This is a genomic window from Alkalihalobacillus phoenicis (assembly GCF_047302405.1).
Classification (GTDB): Bacteria; Bacillota; Bacilli; order Bacillales; family Bacillaceae_D; genus Alkalihalobacillus.
On sequence record NZ_CP154853.1, the window covers coordinates 3428006 to 3447165 of the forward strand.

The following is a 19160-nucleotide window of genomic DNA, read 5'->3' on the forward strand; positions in this document are numbered from 1 at the left end:
TCGTTACAAAGGTTTTATTTTAAAATAGCTGGCAGCTGCTCTGCTATTAAAAACAAAGATTCAGCATTTCCAGTTGTAAATGAAATTAAAAAAGCCCCTTCTATCATTGAGTTTAAAACTATCCCTAATTCTCTTGCTCTTTTCTCTCCATAACCAGAATTAATTAGCTTCTGTGTAAATAAATCTTGAAATGTGCGGTATGCATTCTGACAAGCTTGATTTAAAGGTTCACTTATTAAGGAAGACTCTAATGCCACTGATGCAATAGGTACACCTTCAATACTACGGTTCTTTTGAAAAGATTGGCCCATATCGATTATTAACTTTTGAATGGCTTCCAATGGTTCATCGTATTTATTAAGACCCATTTCAATTTTTTTCGAAACATACTCAGCCGTCATTTTAACTGCTTCAATGGCTAATTCTTCTTTGCCACCCGGAAAATAATAATACAAAGACCCTTTTGGAAAATTACTTTCTTCGATAATTTGTTTTACTCCAGTCCCATGATAACCTTGGGCTTGAAATAAACGAGAAGCTGTTATTAATAATTTTTCCTTTTGTTTACTCTTTTCACTCAAGTATACTCACTCCTCAAACTAATTATAACGAACGGTCAACATAATAATAATCCTTAATATGTACTAAGTCAAATGAACCCAGTGGCCACTAATTAACGAATAATCTATGTGAATTGATTTTCTGCAGCTACATAATTGTCATAATTTTATGATAGTATTTTGAAAGAAGACTTGTTTTTAAATTTACCAATAGTAGGAGGAACTACAAATATGTATTATGCTCCTTTTAAAATTCGCATCTATGCTTTTTTATTAGATTATTTGATTATCGTTTTGTACGGTATTTTTGTTGTAGGTTCTATTTCACTTCTGTTTCATTCTTTGATTTCTCCTTTATTTTCCACTTCTCCAGTAATAGCAGAACTGACTGGATTTTTAATGATGACGCTTCCGGTTTCAATTTATTTTATCTTATGTGAATGTTCTAGCTGGCAAGGAACATGGGGAAAGAAAAAAATGGGGATACGAGTTGTCGATAATAGTGGCAAGCGGATTGACATCGGACGTGCGGCTATTCGAACAACGATCAAATTTCTGCCTTGGGAAGTCGCTCACTTCGGGATTTGGCGTTTAATGCTTCCTACCAACATTAGCGAGATGACCGTCTTTGTTATCTTAAATGCCGTCAACCTGGCTATCTTATTATATTTAATAATACCCCTGACTAATCGAAGAAAGAAAAACATTTATGATTGGGCTGTGGGAACGGTAGTTATTCGCGATGAGAAGAAGGCATGATAGTAACTTATCACCTCTATAATAAAAATCATTAAAAAACCGTTATTTTGAAAAAATGCTCAAAATAACGGTTTTTTACTATCTTATTAGGAGAACCAAATTCTCGATATTTGTAAAGAGTTAATAACAGATTTTAATCTACCATCGGGGTGATATAATTTTATCGAATCCAACTTTTTGAAGTCATAAGATACCGCGTCTAAATTCTCCATTAGTTCCAAAGTTTCACCTTCATCAAGTTTGAAGGAAAGGGATTGACCAGCGAGTAAAATCTCTGCTTGAACATTTTCTTTTGAGGGTTCCTTTCTACTAAACAATTATTATTCCTCCTCATCTCTAGTTTTAGCTAACGGCTTGAGCATCGATTCCCATGTTTTTAAAGTATATTTAAACCTTAACACTGATAAATTATAATTTGGTTTTTAATAGGAAATTCCTTCAAGTATTCTAGAAGTTATTAGAAAATACTGCTGTTGCAGAAACGTTATGGATTTTGATGACGTAAGCTTTCCATAGTAAAGACCGCTTCAATATTGCAAGCGGCCCTTTCTATTTTTATTCTTTTGTTAATTCTCTTCTTCTTTGATAAATAAAAAGACCAGCCCCAACTAAAATAACGATAAATCCCACTACTAATATGTTATATAGATTGGTTGCGGTATTTGGAAGTTCATTGCTACTTCCTGATTTTTTCCCTTCATCTGTTTTGTCAGTTCCTTTATCGTTCCCTTTATTATCACCATTTCCGCCGGTTCCAATTCCATCTCCTTTGTCGTCACCATCTCCACCTGTTCCAGTTCCAGTTCCGTCTCCCTTGTCATCACCATCTCCATCCGTTCCAGTTCCGTCTCCTTTGTCGTCACCATCATCTCCATCCGTTCCAGTTCCGTCTCCCTTGTCTTCATCATCTTTATTTTCATCACCAGAACCACCGTTGTCTATTTCTTCATCTTCTACAAAAATTCCAAAAGTAGAAAAATGGGGTACGATTACGGTAATTTCATTCTGAGCCACTTCATCAGAAACTTTCTTCCATTCCCCATCTTCACTATTAAAATAATAAAGTGCTGGGCCATTTGAGTCTTCTTTAACAGGGAATGTTAATCCAAACCCTTCTTCGCTCGTGAAAGCTTCACCATCTGGGTATTCAAAGGTAAACGTGTACACAGGGCCATCAGCTTTTATACTTGAAAGCTTGTCCATCCCTTCCGTAGCTTCCTCAATCTTTAGCTTTGTGCCCTCTGGTAAATCGGCAGGTAATTGGATTTGGACACCGGTTACTTCCCCATCTTTTAAGACTTTTATAAGACTTCCCGCACTAACAGGGGCAAAATCATCAGTAAGACCAATTTCAACTTCTGGTACTGGGTCTGGCTCTGGAGCTTCATTTGAAACACCTAACCCATAAGAAACGGTCTTTAATAAATTATAATCCCCATCATCACCCGCTAAATCCCAAACCATTGCACCAGCAAGTCCAGTTTCTTTAATGAAATTAACTTTATATCCAAGGGATTCGACATTATCATAAGATATAAATTCACCCTTGTTTTCATTGTATAAATATGGAACCTTAGCGACATTGTCAAAGAAATAATTATAGCCATCTTGATTAATAAGTGGCTTCACAATATCATAATTGAGTGTTCCACCACCGAGTCCTGGTTTTTCCCAGCCAGCTGCACATTGTTGATACGCCCCATTTTCCATCACTTTTTTGCCATCATTTTCTTCATTACACCCTGCCCAAGAATGGCCGTAGAATGGTAAACCTAATAATAATTTATCTTTTGGTACAGCCCCATAAACATTTGGTGTACTAGCTATCCCAAAGCTCCATCCTCTTACTTGTTCTTCTAATGGATCAAAATACAATGGTGAATTATGTCCTGTTAATCCAGTCCATGTACCATTGATGTCATATGACATTATCGCCATATAATCAACAATTTCTGCAATTTTCCCTAATTCATTATTCTCTGCATAGGTCCATGTCGCAGCACCAGCAATCGTCACTAAATACTCTTTGCTATCTTCTTTTTCTGCCTCATTAAAAGCATCACGAACAGCTTGTAATAATAATGTATGGTTTTCTTTATCACTCGGGTCGCGATGATTATTAGGCATTCCCGCTGCCACTGGATACTCCCAATCAAGGTCTAATCCATCTAAATCAAACGCCCTCACAAAATCGACCGCTGATTGAGCAAAGGTTTCACGAGTTTCGTCTGTTCTCGCGACTAAAGAAAGATTATTCGATAACGTCCATCCACCAACCGAAATTAAAGTCTTTAAATCTTTGTTTTGATTTTTTAATTGAGCTAATTTCGGTAATTCTACTAAATCAGTTTCATAGTCGTATAAAACAATTGTTCCGTTTGCAAGCTCTGCTTCATTTCCTTGCAAATCTTTACAAGACCATGTTTTCGGTTCATCATCAGGAATTTCTTCATTGTCTGGATTTCCATGTTCGCCTTCCCAACACACATCGGCGAACGCATAATTAATATGTGTTACTTTATTCGGGTCCAGATTTTCCGGTGGATTCCAAGAGGTATAGTACCCTAAAACAATACTACCTTTTTCTGCATGAACAGTGTTAGTCGGTTGAATGAGAAAACTTAACGATGAGAGCACAAGCAGTAGACTAAACACCAATGCAAAAACAACTCTTCGATTCCGTGAAACTGCAATCGTTTTCAATAATTCTTCCCCCTTACAAAATGAATAAATTTTTGACACCTATATCGTTTTTTGGCATAAATCTATATCACCTTACCTATATAGACATCTAAACATTATAATATTATCATGTTTATAAATTGTCAATCTATTATGAAAATTGTAATTCCTTTGTAATATATCGCTAGAATCCCTCGTAGTTTAAGAGATTTTAGCAGAGTCTATCATTAAAATCCCGTTTCTTAAATATCCAAATACTTACTATCCTACCTTTAAATAAAATAACTAAACTTTTTTTAGCTATCCAAGTGGCTAATTCAATTTCCTCCTTAAAATTAAAGGAGATATTACCTAGATTATCGAAGTAGTACTTCTATTGTTACCGGGCATTATTTGTTTATTCCCATTATTTTTCTCAATTATTTTCACTACATGAGAAACGAAATGTAACTGAAATGATTAAAATTCAACCAAACTTCAACTTCTAACTTCATAATTCTAGATTTGACAATAACCGTCAAAATTTAGACTTCCTTACCAGATCAAATAAAAAAGCTTTCTCTTCTATAAGCTGTATATACGTAAAAACAAATCTCCAAACACTCCTAAAGCAATAAAATAAATCTATAAAAAACCTGATGGTACACATATTTCCAGAAAAAATTTTGATTTTGTGAAATAATAGTCTTTCATTTTCCGTAATAATTTAATATAATGATTACATAAGAATAATTATCATCTGATAGTTGTTAGCAGTTGTATAATTATTTTCTACTAATCTTCACAAAGAAAAGGAGAATCAGTATGAGCGAAAAAAATATTATTTCAGAAGCAAATCATGGTGAAAATTCTGGAGGTAAATGCCCATTTTCACACGGTAGTGCAACTAGTCAAAAAACAAGCGGTACGACAAACAAAGACTGGTGGCCAAATCAATTAAACTTAAATATTTTACATCAGCATGATAAAAAGTCTAATCCTTTAGGTGAAGAATTCGATTATGCCGAAGAATTTAATAAATTAGATTACGATGCACTTAAAAAGGATCTGAATGATCTTATGACTGATAGCCAAGACTGGTGGCCAGCGGACTATGGTCATTACGGTCCAATGTTTATTCGTATGTCTTGGCACGCAGCTGGTACCTACCGTACTGGTGATGGTCGTGGGGGCGGTAATACAGGTAACCAACGCTTTGCTCCACTTAACAGCTGGGCTGATAATGCGAACATTGATAAAGCACGTCGTCTTCTATGGCCAATCAAGCAAAAGTACGGCAACAAAATTTCATGGGCTGACTTATTGCTTTTAACAGGTAACGTTGCGATCGAATCAATGGGTGGAAAAACATTCGGTTTCGGTGGTGGACGAGCTGATATTTGGCATCCTGAAGAAGATATCTATTGGGGTAATGAAACAGAAATGCTAGGGGATAACCGTTACAGTGGTGATCGTGAGCTTGAAAACCCACTAGCTGCGGTACAAATGGGTCTTATCTATGTAAACCCAGAAGGTCCTAACGGTAAACCAGATCCAGTTGCAAGTGGTCGCGACATCCGTGAAACCTTTGCTCGTATGGGAATGAATGATGAAGAAACAGTGGCTCTTATAGCTGGTGGACATACATTCGGTAAAGCACACGGTGCCGGTGATGCTGCTCAAGTTGGTCCAGAACCAGAAGCTGCTCCTCTTGAAGCACAAGGTTTAGGTTGGTTAAGTTCACATGGAAGCGGTAAAGGTCGCGATACGATCACAAGTGGGATTGAAGGGGCTTGGACAGCAAACCCAACACAATGGGATAATGGTTACTTTGATTTATTATTTGGGAACCAATGGTGGCTTACAAAGAGTCCTGCAGGTGCATGGATCTGGCATATTGTTGACCCTGAAGAGAAGGATCTTGCACCAGATGTAGAAGATTCATCCATAAAAGTTCCGACAATGATGACGACTGCGGACATGGCTTTACTTCATGACCCAGCATACGAAAAAATTTCTCGCCGATTCCATGAGAACCCGGAAGAGTTTGCAGATGCTTTTGCTCGTGCTTGGTTCAAATTGCTACACCGTGATATGGGACCTACAGCTCGTTACTTAGGACCAGAAGTTCCACAAGAAGAACTTATCTGGCAAGATCCAGTTCCTACGGTTGATTATGACTTATCTGAAACTGAAATTGCTGACCTTAAAGCAAAAATTCTTGGCACAGGACTTTCTGTTAGTGAACTAGTGAAAGTTGCTTGGGCTTCGGCTAGCACATTCCGCGGTTCAGATAATCGTGGTGGAGCAAACGGTGCCCGTATCCGCCTAGAACCACAAAAGAATTGGGAAGCAAATGAGCCAGCACAACTTGAAAAAGTGTTAGGTACTTTAGAAGAACTTCAAGGTACATTAAATAAAAAAGTGAGTCTAGCTGACCTTATCGTACTTGGTGGTAGTGCTGCTATTGAAAAAGCTGCGCAAGAGGCAGGCTTTGACGTAACCGTACCATTTGCTCCTGGACGTGGTGATGCTACACAAGAACAAACGGATACAGAAAGCTTTGATGTATTAGAGCCAGTTGCAGACGGATTCCGTAACTTCCAAAAGAAAGAATATACTGTAACGGCTGAAGAACTTCTAGTAGACAAAGCACAATTACTAGGATTAACTGCTCCAGAAATGACTGCCCTTATCGGTGGTATGCGTGTACTAGGTACAAACCACAGTGACACAAAACATGGTGTATTCACTGAAAATGTTGGTGCTTTGACAAACGACTTCTTCACAAACTTACTTGACATTGGTATTGAGTGGAAGCCAGTAAACGGAAGCGTATATGAAGGACGCGATCGCACAACAGGTGAAGTCGTACGTACAGCAACTAGAGTTGACCTTGTCTTCGGTTCAAACTCCGTACTACGTGCCATTTCAGAAGTGTATGCTCAAGACGATAACAAAGGGAAGTTTGTCAATGACTTCATCGCTGCTTGGGTGAAAGTTATGAACGCTGACCGTTTTGATCTTAAAGTTAAGCAAGCTGAATTAGCAGGAAAATAAGAAAAACCGTTGTACGATTAAACGGTGGTACAGCTTGTCGACCAAGTCTCGTTTTACGAGGCCGTCGGCAAGCTTTTTTGTATGAATCAGCGATGCCATGATGATTTGGCCGGCGTTCCTCGACTCTTTTTACACAACAATCTCGACCACTTCTCTTTTGGCGGCGTTCCTCCTTCTTTTTTACACACCAACCTCGACCACCTCTCTTTTTGACGGCGTTCCTCGACTCTTTTTACACACCAACCTCGACCACCTCTCTTTTGACGGCGTTCCTCGACTCTTTTTACACACCAACCTCGACCACCTCTCTTTTTGACGGCGTTCCTCGACTCTTTTTACACACCAACCTCGACCACCTCTCTTTTGACGGCGTTCCTCCTTCCTTTTCACACACCACCGCCGTCATTCTCAAAATACCATCAAGATACCTCTCCAAAATAAAAAAACTGCACGGAATTCACACTCCACACAGTTTTGTCACCTATCATTATTCATCTAAAAGCTGTAAAAACTCTTTTGTACGCTTTTCTTTCGGTTGTTCTAAAACGTCTGATGCTATTCCTTCTTCGACGATATATCCTCCATCCATAAATAATACTTTATCTGCTACCCTTCTAGCAAAGTTCATTTCATGAGTGACAATCACCATTGTTTGGCCTTCTTTAGCAAGCTCCTCCATAACCCGAAGAACTTCTTTTACTAATTGTGGATCTAGGGCTGAAGTCGGTTCATCAAACAACATGACATCCGGATTCATCATTAACGCTCTCGCTATCGCTGCTCGTTGCTGTTGTCCACCGGAAAGAGAATCTGGATATTTATCACGATATTCGAACATCCCTACTTTTTTAAGCAATATTTCACCATCTTTTATTAACTGCTCTTTTTTCTTTTTTTTCACAAATAACGGAGCCTCGATGATATTTTCCATGACTGTCTTATGAGGAAATAAATGAAAGCCTTGGAACACCATCCCTGAAAAGCTCCGAATCTCTTTAATATCCTTTTTAGAAGGAGATTTCCCATCAAAGGAAAGAGCTTTATTACCAATCGTAACGGAACCACCATTTGGTATTTCTAATAAATTTAGACAACGGAGGAGAGTTGTTTTCCCTGAACCAGAAGGCCCAATTAGGCACACTACCTCCCCTTTTTTTACAGAAAAATCAATAGACTGTAAGACAGTGACGTCATCAAACTTCTTATTCAAGTTCGTTACATTAATCATAAACTAAAATCCCTTTCATCGTTTGCTCAAATAGCGACTGTACCGTTTTTCCAATCGTTCTTGGAAGTACCCTATCACAATACATACGATCCAATAAATGAGAGCTGCGGTAATGTACATCGTCATACTATCGAAAGTCCGACCAGCAACAAGACGCGATGTATATAAGAGCTCATGAACCGTTATGACAGAAGCTAAAGATGTTCCTTTAACAACATCCATAAAAATACTAAAAGTAGGCGGTAAAGCTATCCTTGTTGCTTGTGGAATAATAATTCTTCGTAACGTTTGTACATATCCCATTTGCAAAGACCCTGCCGCTTCCCATTGTCCTCTGGGAACAGACATGATGGCGGAACGGACAACCTCCGCAATATATGCGGCAAAGTTTAAACTAAGCCCGACAATACCAGCCACAACAGCACTATTGAACTGGACACCAAGAACTGGTACACCGTAATACAAAATAAAAATAAAGACGAGAAGAGGGGTACCCCTCATAAATGATATATAAATTTTCGCAGGTAAGCGTAAAAACCAGAATTTTGACATTCTAGCTATCCCTAATAAAATACCAAGAATAAGTGCAAAAAACATACTAAATAGGGAGATAATTAACGTAATTTTTAATCCTTCTAATAAAAAAGGTAATGAATTCCATGCTAGTTCTGGATCATATAAATGCTCCCACTGAATTTGATTAAACCATTCAATCACATTTTCGCCTCCTTACATACAAACCTTAAGTCTTTTACATAAAAAGAAAGGGATTGTCCCAAAAAATCAAAAATCGACCTCTTGAGACACCCTCGTTATTCCAAACATATCCGTTTTTATTAAAAGTCAAAATCAACAACTTCAGAAGAATCGACAGGTTGAGAGGCATCTTCACCTAGGAATTCTTCTGATAAACGAGCAACCGTCCCATCCTCAATCAACGCTTCAATCGCCTCACTTAAACGTTCGGCTAATGCTTCATTTCCTTTTAGAACAGGCATTGCACTAGAAGTTTCGTGGTATTTCACTTGAGGAGCCACAGCTAAACGGTCATCGCCGAACTCTTCAATCGTACGTGCTATTACAAGTCGATCATTTAAGTAAGCATCCGTATTCCCACTAATTAAATCACGAAGAATCGCTTCTACCCCTCCGTCATACGCCGTTCCATTTGCTCCAATATGTTCTGCAAAACGAGCGTAGTTACTTGTCAGGGAGCCTAATGCTACATCCACACCTTCAAGGTCGTTCGCTGTTTCAAAGTTATCTACATCTTCAGCTCTCACAATAATAGAGCCGTAAGAATATTTATATGGAACCGTAAAATCAAACGTCTCTAAGCGCTCTTCAGTAATGGAGAAGTCATTCGTAGCAAAGTTAATTTGTCCATTACGTAATGCTGGTAAAATGCCATCAAAATCCATCGTACTAAATTCTACTTCTACATCTAGATAGTTGGCCATTTCTCTTACTAATTCAACATCAAACCCTGTTAATTCATTATCTTCGTTATAATAAGTGACAGGTGAGTATGTACCTGATGTTCCAACTATAATTTTCCCAGCTTCTTCTATATCAGCCCATGAAGTATCTTCTTCATTTGTACCTGTTTCTTCTGGTTGATCTCCAGCCGTTTCATTTTCTTCAGCTGAATCGTCTGTAGTACCACATGCTGCTATCGTAAGCATAAGCATGACCATTAATAATAGTGACAAAATCTTTTTCATTTATTTTCGCTCCCTTTAAATTCTCAGTTAATCAATCGGAATAATAAATTTAAATTATCATTAGATTACCAAGTTGTCAATGTAAATACCTTTCCATTTTAGTTTATCCATTGAAAAATTTAATATGAAAAAAGAGTAGCGATTGCCAAACCGCAAATCGAAGTAAGTGGTTTTTTTTCATAAAGAGACCAAATGATTGGTTTAGGCTTATTAAATTTTACTGTTACTCCTTTAAAGGTTAGAATAAAAACAATAAATGACAAAGGTTAGAGCATCGACAGCTAAGATAGGAAACATTTCATTATATAGATAAATATCATCCTAAAAAAGACAAAACAAGGAGGAAAAAAGTTGGCAGAACATCAGTTTCATTTAAAAGCAAACTGGCCTGGATTACGTAATGATGTGGGGGAGATTGAAACAAAAAATTTAATAACAAAAGTCTCAATCCCTCCAGAAATGGATGGTCCCGGAATAGGAACCAACCCTGATGAAATGCTTCTTGGTGCAGCCGCAACCTGTTATATCATTACTTTAGCGGCTATGATGGAGCGTAGTCACTTAGATAAAGTTGACTTAACGATGACATCAGTTGGTATTGTCGATGTGACCAAAGGAGTCATTACCTATAAAAAAATTATTCACCGTCCCGAAATCGTATTAAAACAAAATGCCTCCCCCCAAGATAACAAGTTAGCACATCAACTTGCTGAGAAAGCAGAAAAATCCTGTATGATTAGCCGAGCCATCCAAGGTAACGTAGAAGTTCAATTACAAACAATGGTTAAAATGGCTTCTGAATAAACGAAAGTCATTAAAACGTTACATCAGCCGATGATGTTAGTGTTATACGACGATAAAGCAACCATTAGAATGATGCCATCTCAAATTGCGAGAAAGCGACTATTTTATCAGTTAAGTAACTCTTATAGATACATAGTAAAGCAGCCCTAATTTGCTCAAATTAGGGCTGCTACATCAACTTTTTTAATTATTCTTGATTAACGAGTTCAAACGATTCTTCAAACTCATTCCACTTTACATTCACCTGTATAACTTCATCTTCTTTTAATTTCATACCACTACCACCACCATTTATAGTAAATGTTATATTATTTGGTGGTCTATCAAATTCTCTAGCACTACTACTGCCATGATTGCTCGTTTCGAAAGAAAATTCGATTTTTTCTAAAGGATGAATATCTTCAGTCGCTCCCTTAAAAGTCAGAGTAAACGTATCCCTATATTTATTAGAATATACGGTTCTTCCATTCTCTTCACTAAATGCTTCTATCCCCTCATATACATAATCAGCCTGCCAAAATTCTCCTTCTCCAGCAAATAGGTATTTATAGTTTGTGCCTTCTTCATCTGAGCAGCCGATCAATATCAAAAACAGAAACAAGAGTGGCATTGTGATTAGATTTCTCATAGGTTCCCCTCCTTCTTATAAAGCAGCGTCCGTTTGCTCGAGCCTCTAAAAGCGTAGCTGGTATGATTAAACATTAACCTAATATCACGAGATAAAAGTGGCTAACTGATAACGATTGAAAATTCCATACCTGTTGGTTCTTGTTTATATGATGACTTGAATTCATGAAAGGTAAGTTTAGTGTCAGAACTCTTTATTTGAAGAGGTGGTGAGACGATATAGCTATAGGACATATGCTCACGCGAACCTCCTCCACCATTGCTACGACAATCATATTCAATCCCATTATTAGCATCAATTGAAAGTTCAAAGTGATGAAACTCTTTGGGCCTCGGCTGTTCATCAAACAAATCTTCAACTACATGACTATCCATATTTAAGTGGATGACACTTGCATTTTCATACTGACGAATAAAAGGAACCGAATAAAATACCTCATCATGTTCGAAGGATTTTAAAATAGGGATATTCTTAATAAACCCTTTTGGCTCAACCATTGGCCTATGCAAATCTTCATTTAGCAAAAGTGAAAAAAGACTGTTTAGAAAATCTTCATAAAAGTGATACTTTTTTGCCCATAAAGAGATAAAGTCATTACTAGGAAAACCTGGATTGTTATTTGAGAGCTCTTTTCTTTCTTTAAGTAAAGAGCATATTTGCTCATCTACTTCTTTAATATTTTCATTATAATGATCGACTGGTGGTTCGAATCGATATCGTGTCATACTTATCCCTCCATAGTTAAAATATCACCATATTTACAATAACATATAATGGAATTTTTATATTAGTGCAAATTAATTATTAATAATCATTCTACTAGGATTATAGATAAATCTATTCCTGTAAACAGTAAAATACCCATTCTTCCAGGTTATCTGTCCTCGGGAACATATCAATTCATTCTATCGTCACATTTGTTTACTGGAACATCAACTCCAGTTTTATCTTTTAGGTACTCGCTCCCTATACCCCAAACTCCTTTGCATAGATTACAGCCCCGCTAATAGGCTTTGCATTCTCTTGTAATTGAATTCCCATAAAATTAACAGAAGGGATTCCTACTGGAACTAATACCCCTAGTTTCTCTGCTGGAATATAGCCTAAGCGTGGGTAATACTTTTCACTTCCCAAAACAAGCGAATACTTATATCCCAATTCCTCAGCAATTTTATGCCCTTTCTTTATCAGCACAGTACCAATACCCTGACTTTGATATTCTGGTAATACAGACAGTGGAGCTAAAACAAGAACTGTGTCGTTCCCTACCTTTGCCTTTGTAAACAGAACATGCCCTGCAATCTTCCCATCAACCTCCGCTACTAGTGATAATTCAGGTATAAATGCATCACCTTCTCTTAAGGCCACAACTAAATCCTGTTCATTACCATCACTATGTTCCGCAACTTTAAAAGCATCTTTTACAAGAGCATATACCTTATCGTAATCATTTATAGTTTCTTGTCTAATTAACATTTTTTCCTCCAAATGTGTTCTTGTTTGAACCAACAAAAGAGCATGGGCAAGTTCGATGTTGAAGCCCAAAAGGTTTCATCATTAACCACAATTCAAAAAAGAATGGTTTATTTACCCATCCTTTTAAAGTTCTATCCTTTACTAATCAATCACACGTGCAACCTTCCTACTACAAGACTTACATTCCCCCTTCAATACAGGGGCATATTCTCCTTCTTGTATCGTATACTTCACAATTTCCGTTACACCACAATGGCTACAAAATACGTTTTTTACGAGCATTTCTCTAATATCTTTCGGGATAGAAAGCCATTTTTTTGCTGCTTCCATTATGTTCACTCCTTTAGAGTTAGTTGTGCCATGAACTCCATATGGCTTGAATGATGATGACAGTTTTATATAGACGGACTAGTGTTTACCTTAACCTAGAATGATCCTCATACCTATACGGCTGCTCGGCTTCATTTGTTAAGTTAGTCGATCCGGTGCCATATTTCCAAAATAGTAGACTATAAATGTGTGTGAATCCATTGGATAATATCTGAAGAAACTTCTTCCTTATTTACTTCATTCAGTAATTCATGTCTGGCATTTTCGTATAATTTATATGTTACATCACCAATTCCGGCCTGTTTAAATCCTTGATAAGCTTGTAGCACACCTTTCGTATCATTCCCAACAGGATCAGCACTTCCCGAAATTAAGAAAATTGGTAAAGTAGAAGGGATACGCTTAATATTTTTGGGACTACTTACAAGTTCCACGCCCTCAAGCAAATCACTAAAAAATCCTGTTGTAAAAATCCCTCCACAGAATGGCTCTTCTATATATTTCTTTACTTCCTTTTCATCACGGCTTAACCAGTCAAAATCAGTTTGTTTCGGATGAAAAGCTTTATTATAACCACCAAAGATTAAGTTATTCATCCTAGAACTTGGTGTTTGGCGACCATGTTTTTTTATTTCCCATCCCGTGATCAATCTTCCTATTTTTCCACTTAACCCTGGATTCCCTCCAGTACCGCATAAGATAACACCCGTAATTCTGTTGCCATGTAACTGGATATACCTCCTTGCTAAAAAGGAGCCCATACTATGTCCAAAAATAAAGATGGGGATATTAGGATTCTCCCTTTCTATAACAGATGTCAATTGGGCCATATCACCAGCTACCCTTTCAAATCCCTGTTCATCATCAAAATATCCAGAAATCCCATTTAATTGCGCTGTCCTGCCATGCCCACGATGATCATTGCCATAGACTGAGAAACCCTCCGCAACTAACTTCTTTGCAAATTCATCGTACCTTTCAATATGCTCTGCCATTCCATGAGCAATTTGAACAATGGCACGTGGATTTTCCTCCGTAACCCACTTTTTTGCAAAAACCTTAAACCCGTCATTTATATCAAATGTAAAAGATAAATTTGTATCCACCCACACTACTCCTTTTGCTATTTTTTCACAAAATAACTTCCATAAAAAAAGACCTACCCAATCCCCCCTAAATCTGGTGGGTAATCGTGTAAGTCCTCTTTCTCCAACACACTAATAGATTAACTTAAGCATAATTTATTACACAAAAAATAAAATGTCAACATTTATGGAAATTTTAAACAGGAAATTATTTTATATTATTCTAAATAAATCATACATTCTTAGAAACTTCACTTTCCTTTGAACTCTCATTTATTTTCAAATGCTCATCAAAACTTTTCTCTTCATCCGCCTTCCAGTACTTACCTGGCCAAAATGCATAGCGTCCTAAGACAGTTGTAATGGCCGGTACTAGTAATGGTCTAACAATAAACGTGTCTAGCAAAATTCCCAATGCCGTAATAGCACCAAAGTGAACCAGCACTTGTAAGGGCATCACAGCCAATACAGAGAATGTACCAGCTAAGATTAGTCCCGCTGAGCTAATCACGCTTCCTGTTTCTGCAACACTGTTAGCAATCGCTTGTTTTAATGGCATAACTTTTCGTTTTTGCCAGATGATTGATACTAAAAAGATATTGTAATCCGCTCCTAGTACGACTGAAAAGACAAAAACATAAAGTGGAATCAACCCTTGAATTTCTTGCACTCCAAAACCATAATGGAGCACAATCCAACCTAATCCTAACGCTGAGAAATAGGATAACACTACGGTTGCAAGTAAATAGATGCTTGCAACAATTGATTTAAAATAAACACATAATAAGACAGCCATCATGATTAAAAGAACAGGAATGATGATACTTTGATCTCGGTTTGTAATCTGATCTGTATCATACAATGTAGCCGTTTCACCAGCTAACCACATAGATTGTTCATCTACTGATATTTCTACTTCCTTCAAAACATGGCTCGTTAGTTGTTTGAAATCAGCCATGCTTTCTACAGCTTCTGTTGAATAAGGATTAATGTTTAGAGTAAATTCCCAGAGCTGATAATCTGTTTTGTTCTTTCCTGCTTTTACTTCTTCTACAGTTTCAACTAGCGGATGATTTTTTAACGTATCATCTAATGAAATTTCCTTCCCTTTCGTATCGACAATTAATTGAACTGGAGCAATTTCTCCAGGTGGATAATGCTCTGCAATTAGCGTAAACCCTTCTCTTGACGGCATATCTTCTGGGAATGAATCAAGTAAACCATATGTAAATTGCATTTTAGGAACAAACGCTGCAAGTGCCATTAATAAAATGGTGGCGACAATTATAATGGTCCACGGTTTTCCTGTAACTAGTTTGCCAATTTTCCTTCCGAAACGATGACTTGGTTTCGGTCGACGTAATTTTTTGTCCTTTTTCTTCTCACGTTCAACGATCATATCTTCTGTACGAGGGATAAATGGAATAAAGGCAATTCGACCTAATAGAGCTAAAATGGCTGGCAATAATGTTAATGCTGCAATTCCCATAATAAAAATAGACAAGCTAAATGGGACAGCAAAACGATCATAAGATTCATAATATGCTAAACCTAATGCAAGCATACCAATGACAGTGGTCACCGAACTCATCATAATGGCGCCACCAGTACCAGTTAATGCTTTCTTTAAAGCCATATACTTATCTTCATGCTGTTTTAATTCATCACGATAGCGAGAGATTAAAAATAAGCAATAATCTGTTCCCGCACCGAATAATAAGACGGTCATAATAGATATCGCTTGCCCATCCACAACAATCCAACCTTTGTCTGCTAGAAATCCAAGCAATGGACTTATTAATCCATACGCAATTCCCACGGCAACAAGCGGAACAAGTGCTAAAATGGGTGAACGATATAAGACAATAAGTAAAACAAAGACGATGAGCACGGTTGCAATCAGTAACGTAATGTCTGCATTACTAAATAATGAAACGGTATCTGTTTGAATACCTACAGGACCCGAAAAGCGAACTTTTAAATCATCTGAGGCAAGTGTTGTATCTAATACTTCGACACCAATATCTGCACGAATTAAGTGCTCTAACTCGTCTAATCCAGTTTGTAATTGTTTTGTTGAGGCTTCATCATTGAAGAAAATAGGTGTAATAAGTGCTTTTTTATCTTCAGAAACACTACCTAATAAGGCCTCTGCGGGCATTTCCCCAAATGGTGGAATGAAACTTTGCTCATTAATCGGCTTTTCATCAAGCAATGTATACAGTTGTTGAATCATTTCCACATCTTTTAACTGTAACCCTTCAGCCCGGTGCCAAACTAATAATAAAGGAACTCCAATATCATCTGAAAACTCTTCATTCAATATTTTATTTCCTTCAACTGACATCGTATTATCTGGTAGTAACTGATTATCTGTCGTTTCTTTATCATTCACTTGTGGCCATATGATTGAAAATAATCCAATCATAAGAATCCAGACGAAGATGGTCAACCAACGAGTTTTTGGGCTCGCCACAAGACTTCCTAATTTCTTAAACATAAAACCAACTCCTTTTTATCCCACTTAATTATATATACTGGTCGGTTAATTAATCAAGTTCAAATTATGTTATAATAAATTGAATTTATATAGTAGGGTGAAAAAATTATGGGAAATCAATCACGAAAACCTTTAGGAAGACCAAAAAGAACATCTAATGGATTATCTACAAAAGATAAAATTTTATTCTTAGCAACTGATCTATTTCTTGATAAGGGTTATACCTTTGTTTCAATGGATGATGTAGCAAAACATTGCAATGTGACAAAAGCAACTATCTATTATTACTATAAAACAAAAAATGATTTATTTACTGATGCGATGGTTCAGTTGATGGTACGCATCAAACAACAAATTGTTCGTATTTTATCAGCAGAGGAACCATTACGATTACGTATGTTTAAGCTTGCAAAAGCACATATTGAGGCAACAGTGGATATTGATATCAATTCCTTCATGAAAGAAGCAAAAATCTCATTGACGCCTGAACAATTGCTTCTAATGAAAACGTCAGAAGATGAAATGTATTCATCATTAGAAAAAGCACTACAGAACGAGATGAATAAAGGAATAATTCCAAAGAGTAATGCCCGTCTTCAGGCTGTTTCATTTGTAGCTTTGCTCACTGCAGGTAAAAACTTTGAAACAGAACAACAGTTGGATCAATTAATAAATGAAATTTTGGACTTGTTTTGGTATGGGATTGCAGAAAGTAAATAATAGAACGCTGAACAGATTATTCTTGGAACATCCAAATTATACCAATTTGGAGTATAAATAGAATTTTTTTAAGTTGGAGAAATGTTGGTTCCTAACTAGTCTTAAGACATCCTTAATCAATACAAAAATCAAAAACAGCCACTTCCATTCAAGAAGTGACTGTCTTCTAGTTGTGCTAATGCCCCCGGTAGTTGAATCCCACGCTATTCTTTAAAGATACTTCCTAAGACATTGACTCTCTTTGATACAAAAAAATAGACAAATACATAAACAAATAAACTTCCAATGACAAGATTGAATAAGTTAGCAGTAGAAGTATGCATGAACATTGCGAAAGATAGAATAAAAAATTGTACATATAGTATGATCAAGACAAACTTTAAGAAAGAATCTTTTATCTGAGATTTTGAAATAGGATAAAGTAATACACTTTCTTTCATTTCATGTTGTAAAGGAATTACTTGAAATCCCGTCATAAATAAAATGAGGAGATTAAAGACCCAGCCACTTGCCGGCATAGCATAATTAGCAAATAAGCCAATGACAGTCAGTCTTAAATAAAGGTAAAAGTAATCATTGTATCTTACAAACAAGTGTAAGTATAAATATAAGAATGTACTACTCTGACTATATGGGATACACCTCTTCAAAATCATTGTGAGCAATCGTCTACGCCGAAAAGAACGTTTAAGATTAGGGACATCTATAAAAAAGTTAATAAATTTAAAATTTCTTAATAAGGCACTTTCTTCTTCATCTATTTGCCACTGCCAATTCAAATTTCTTTTTTTCCTTATAAAGTAAATTAAATAGACAAAATTTATACTCATTAATAGAAGTACATAAATCCAGTCATTTTTAAACAAAAAATAACACATTAAATATATTAAAAAAAACCTATTCAACCTATGTAGCACAAGTTGTCCATGCTTCTCTAACCATTGTTCAATCCACTTCATTAAAATGTTATAAGCAACAATCCCCACTACCAAAAAAAGAAAGAGAAGATTTATATTCGTTGTGTGCAAAAATAGGGATAAAAAAACCATTATGAAACTTACCAATTTAATAACATCAATAACAAAACTATATAGCAGTGATTTAATAAAATAAGGCTTTAACCGCCATTCTAATGGCAACAAAAAGTGTATATCTGCCCTTTTAACAAAAGTCCGTACTTTTGTCCGTTTTAAAATGTAAGTTACAAATAGGGATAAGATTACTTCAACAGATATTTGGGGAGGTATCCACTGAAGGAATAAATGAAAATAGTAAATGAAAATACTACTAATAATCAGAAAAAAATAAACAACATTCGCACCAATGATTGAATAGTATCTGAACATCTTTCTATAAAATTCCTGAGCCCTTAAACCCCATAATGTTTTTATATCCATTAATACACCCATACCTTTATAATGTCCATTTTCCTTTTTACATAAAGATACCACAAACAACCCTTTGCGTTCCCATGTCTACAACATTTCGAAGCATAGGGCGGTTTTCGCGCTTCCTCTAAATAAATTTGTTTTGATTGCTTTTTTTAAAACCGTCTTCTAATGGGACGTAAAAATTGCCTTTCAAGAAAGAGAACAGCTATTTTTAGTTAGCCATCTCTTGCTTGA

17 protein-coding genes are annotated in these 19160 nt (G+C 36.5%); 4 read left to right on the top strand and 13 right to left on the bottom strand.

Features of this window, described 5'->3' with window-relative positions; genetic code table 11:
- Positions 1-14: 14 nt before the first annotated feature.
- Positions 15-581, bottom strand: a complete 567-nt coding sequence (locus tag AA0017_RS16105) for a TetR/AcrR family transcriptional regulator (RefSeq protein ID WP_413376083.1) — start codon at positions 579-581, stop codon at positions 15-17.
- A 210-nt stretch (positions 582-791) separates the two neighbouring features.
- On the opposite strand from AA0017_RS16105, the gene AA0017_RS16110 reads away from it, so the two are divergent.
- Complete coding sequence (locus AA0017_RS16110; RefSeq protein WP_413376085.1) at positions 792-1319, top strand: RDD family protein; 528 nt, start codon at positions 792-794, stop codon at positions 1317-1319.
- Between the two features lie 86 nt (positions 1320-1405).
- Here the strand turns inward: AA0017_RS16110 and AA0017_RS16115 are convergent, their stop codons facing one another.
- Both AA0017_RS16115 and AA0017_RS16120 read right to left on the bottom strand, forming a co-directional pair.
- Positions 1406-1636 carry a hypothetical protein gene (locus AA0017_RS16115; RefSeq protein ID WP_413376087.1) on the bottom strand — a complete coding sequence of 77 codons (231 nt, stop codon included), beginning with the start codon at positions 1634-1636 and terminating at the stop codon, positions 1406-1408.
- A 238-nt stretch (positions 1637-1874) separates the two neighbouring features.
- Positions 1875-4022, bottom strand: coding sequence for a glycosyl hydrolase family 18 protein (locus tag AA0017_RS16120; protein WP_413376089.1), 2148 nt, complete (start codon positions 4020-4022; stop codon positions 1875-1877).
- Between the two features lie 783 nt (positions 4023-4805).
- On the opposite strand from AA0017_RS16120, the gene katG reads away from it, so the two are divergent.
- Positions 4806-7040, top strand: a complete 2235-nt coding sequence (gene katG, locus AA0017_RS16125) for a catalase/peroxidase HPI (RefSeq protein ID WP_413376091.1) — start codon at positions 4806-4808, stop codon at positions 7038-7040.
- A gap of 487 nt (positions 7041-7527) precedes the next feature.
- Here katG and AA0017_RS16130 read toward each other — a convergent pair whose 3' ends face one another.
- The 3 genes from AA0017_RS16130 to AA0017_RS16140 all read right to left on the bottom strand — a co-directional run bounded on the left by AA0017_RS16130 (position 7528) and on the right by AA0017_RS16140 (position 9992).
- The gene (locus tag AA0017_RS16130) at positions 7528-8268 is read right to left on the bottom strand and encodes an amino acid ABC transporter ATP-binding protein (protein WP_413376093.1); all 741 of its coding nucleotides are present in this window, start codon (positions 8266-8268) and stop codon (positions 7528-7530) included.
- A gap of 15 nt (positions 8269-8283) precedes the next feature.
- Positions 8284-8985: an amino acid ABC transporter permease gene (locus tag AA0017_RS16135; RefSeq protein WP_413376095.1), complete on the bottom strand. Its 702-nt coding sequence runs from the start codon at positions 8983-8985 to the stop codon at positions 8284-8286.
- Between the two features lie 119 nt (positions 8986-9104).
- On the bottom strand, positions 9105-9992 hold the full coding sequence (locus AA0017_RS16140) for a transporter substrate-binding domain-containing protein (RefSeq protein WP_413376097.1): 888 nt from the start codon (positions 9990-9992) through the stop codon (positions 9105-9107).
- A 351-nt stretch (positions 9993-10343) separates the two neighbouring features.
- On the opposite strand from AA0017_RS16140, the gene AA0017_RS16145 reads away from it, so the two are divergent.
- Complete coding sequence (locus tag AA0017_RS16145; protein ID WP_413376099.1) at positions 10344-10796, top strand: OsmC family protein; 453 nt, start codon at positions 10344-10346, stop codon at positions 10794-10796.
- Positions 10797-10983: 187 nt separating this feature from the next.
- Here the strand turns inward: AA0017_RS16145 and AA0017_RS16150 are convergent, their stop codons facing one another.
- The 6 genes from AA0017_RS16150 to AA0017_RS16175 all read right to left on the bottom strand — a co-directional run bounded on the left by AA0017_RS16150 (position 10984) and on the right by AA0017_RS16175 (position 16815).
- Positions 10984-11424: a hypothetical protein gene (locus AA0017_RS16150; RefSeq protein ID WP_413376101.1), complete on the bottom strand. Its 441-nt coding sequence runs from the start codon at positions 11422-11424 to the stop codon at positions 10984-10986.
- A 101-nt stretch (positions 11425-11525) separates the two neighbouring features.
- Positions 11526-12149 carry a hypothetical protein gene (locus tag AA0017_RS16155; RefSeq protein ID WP_413376103.1) on the bottom strand — a complete coding sequence of 208 codons (624 nt, stop codon included), beginning with the start codon at positions 12147-12149 and terminating at the stop codon, positions 11526-11528.
- 241 nt (positions 12150-12390) lie between these two features.
- The gene (locus AA0017_RS16160; RefSeq protein WP_413376104.1) at positions 12391-12900 is read right to left on the bottom strand and encodes a GNAT family N-acetyltransferase; all 510 of its coding nucleotides are present in this window, start codon (positions 12898-12900) and stop codon (positions 12391-12393) included.
- Positions 12901-13041: 141 nt separating this feature from the next.
- Positions 13042-13230 carry a hypothetical protein gene (locus AA0017_RS16165; protein ID WP_413376105.1) on the bottom strand — a complete coding sequence of 63 codons (189 nt, stop codon included), beginning with the start codon at positions 13228-13230 and terminating at the stop codon, positions 13042-13044.
- A gap of 179 nt (positions 13231-13409) precedes the next feature.
- Positions 13410-14336 carry an alpha/beta hydrolase gene (locus AA0017_RS16170; RefSeq protein ID WP_413376107.1) on the bottom strand — a complete coding sequence of 309 codons (927 nt, stop codon included), beginning with the start codon at positions 14334-14336 and terminating at the stop codon, positions 13410-13412.
- 211 nt (positions 14337-14547) lie between these two features.
- On the bottom strand, positions 14548-16815 hold the full coding sequence (locus AA0017_RS16175) for an MMPL family transporter (RefSeq protein WP_413376109.1): 2268 nt from the start codon (positions 16813-16815) through the stop codon (positions 14548-14550).
- Between the two features lie 108 nt (positions 16816-16923).
- Here AA0017_RS16175 and AA0017_RS16180 point away from each other — a divergent pair, with 108 nt between their 5' ends.
- Positions 16924-17535, top strand: coding sequence for a TetR/AcrR family transcriptional regulator (locus tag AA0017_RS16180; protein ID WP_413376110.1), 612 nt, complete (start codon positions 16924-16926; stop codon positions 17533-17535).
- A gap of 203 nt (positions 17536-17738) precedes the next feature.
- Here AA0017_RS16180 and AA0017_RS16185 read toward each other — a convergent pair whose 3' ends face one another.
- A complete protein-coding gene (locus AA0017_RS16185) occupies positions 17739-18944 on the bottom strand; it encodes an ABC transporter permease (RefSeq protein WP_413382645.1) in 1206 nt (401 codons plus the stop codon).
- Positions 18945-19160: the final 216 nt, after the last annotated feature.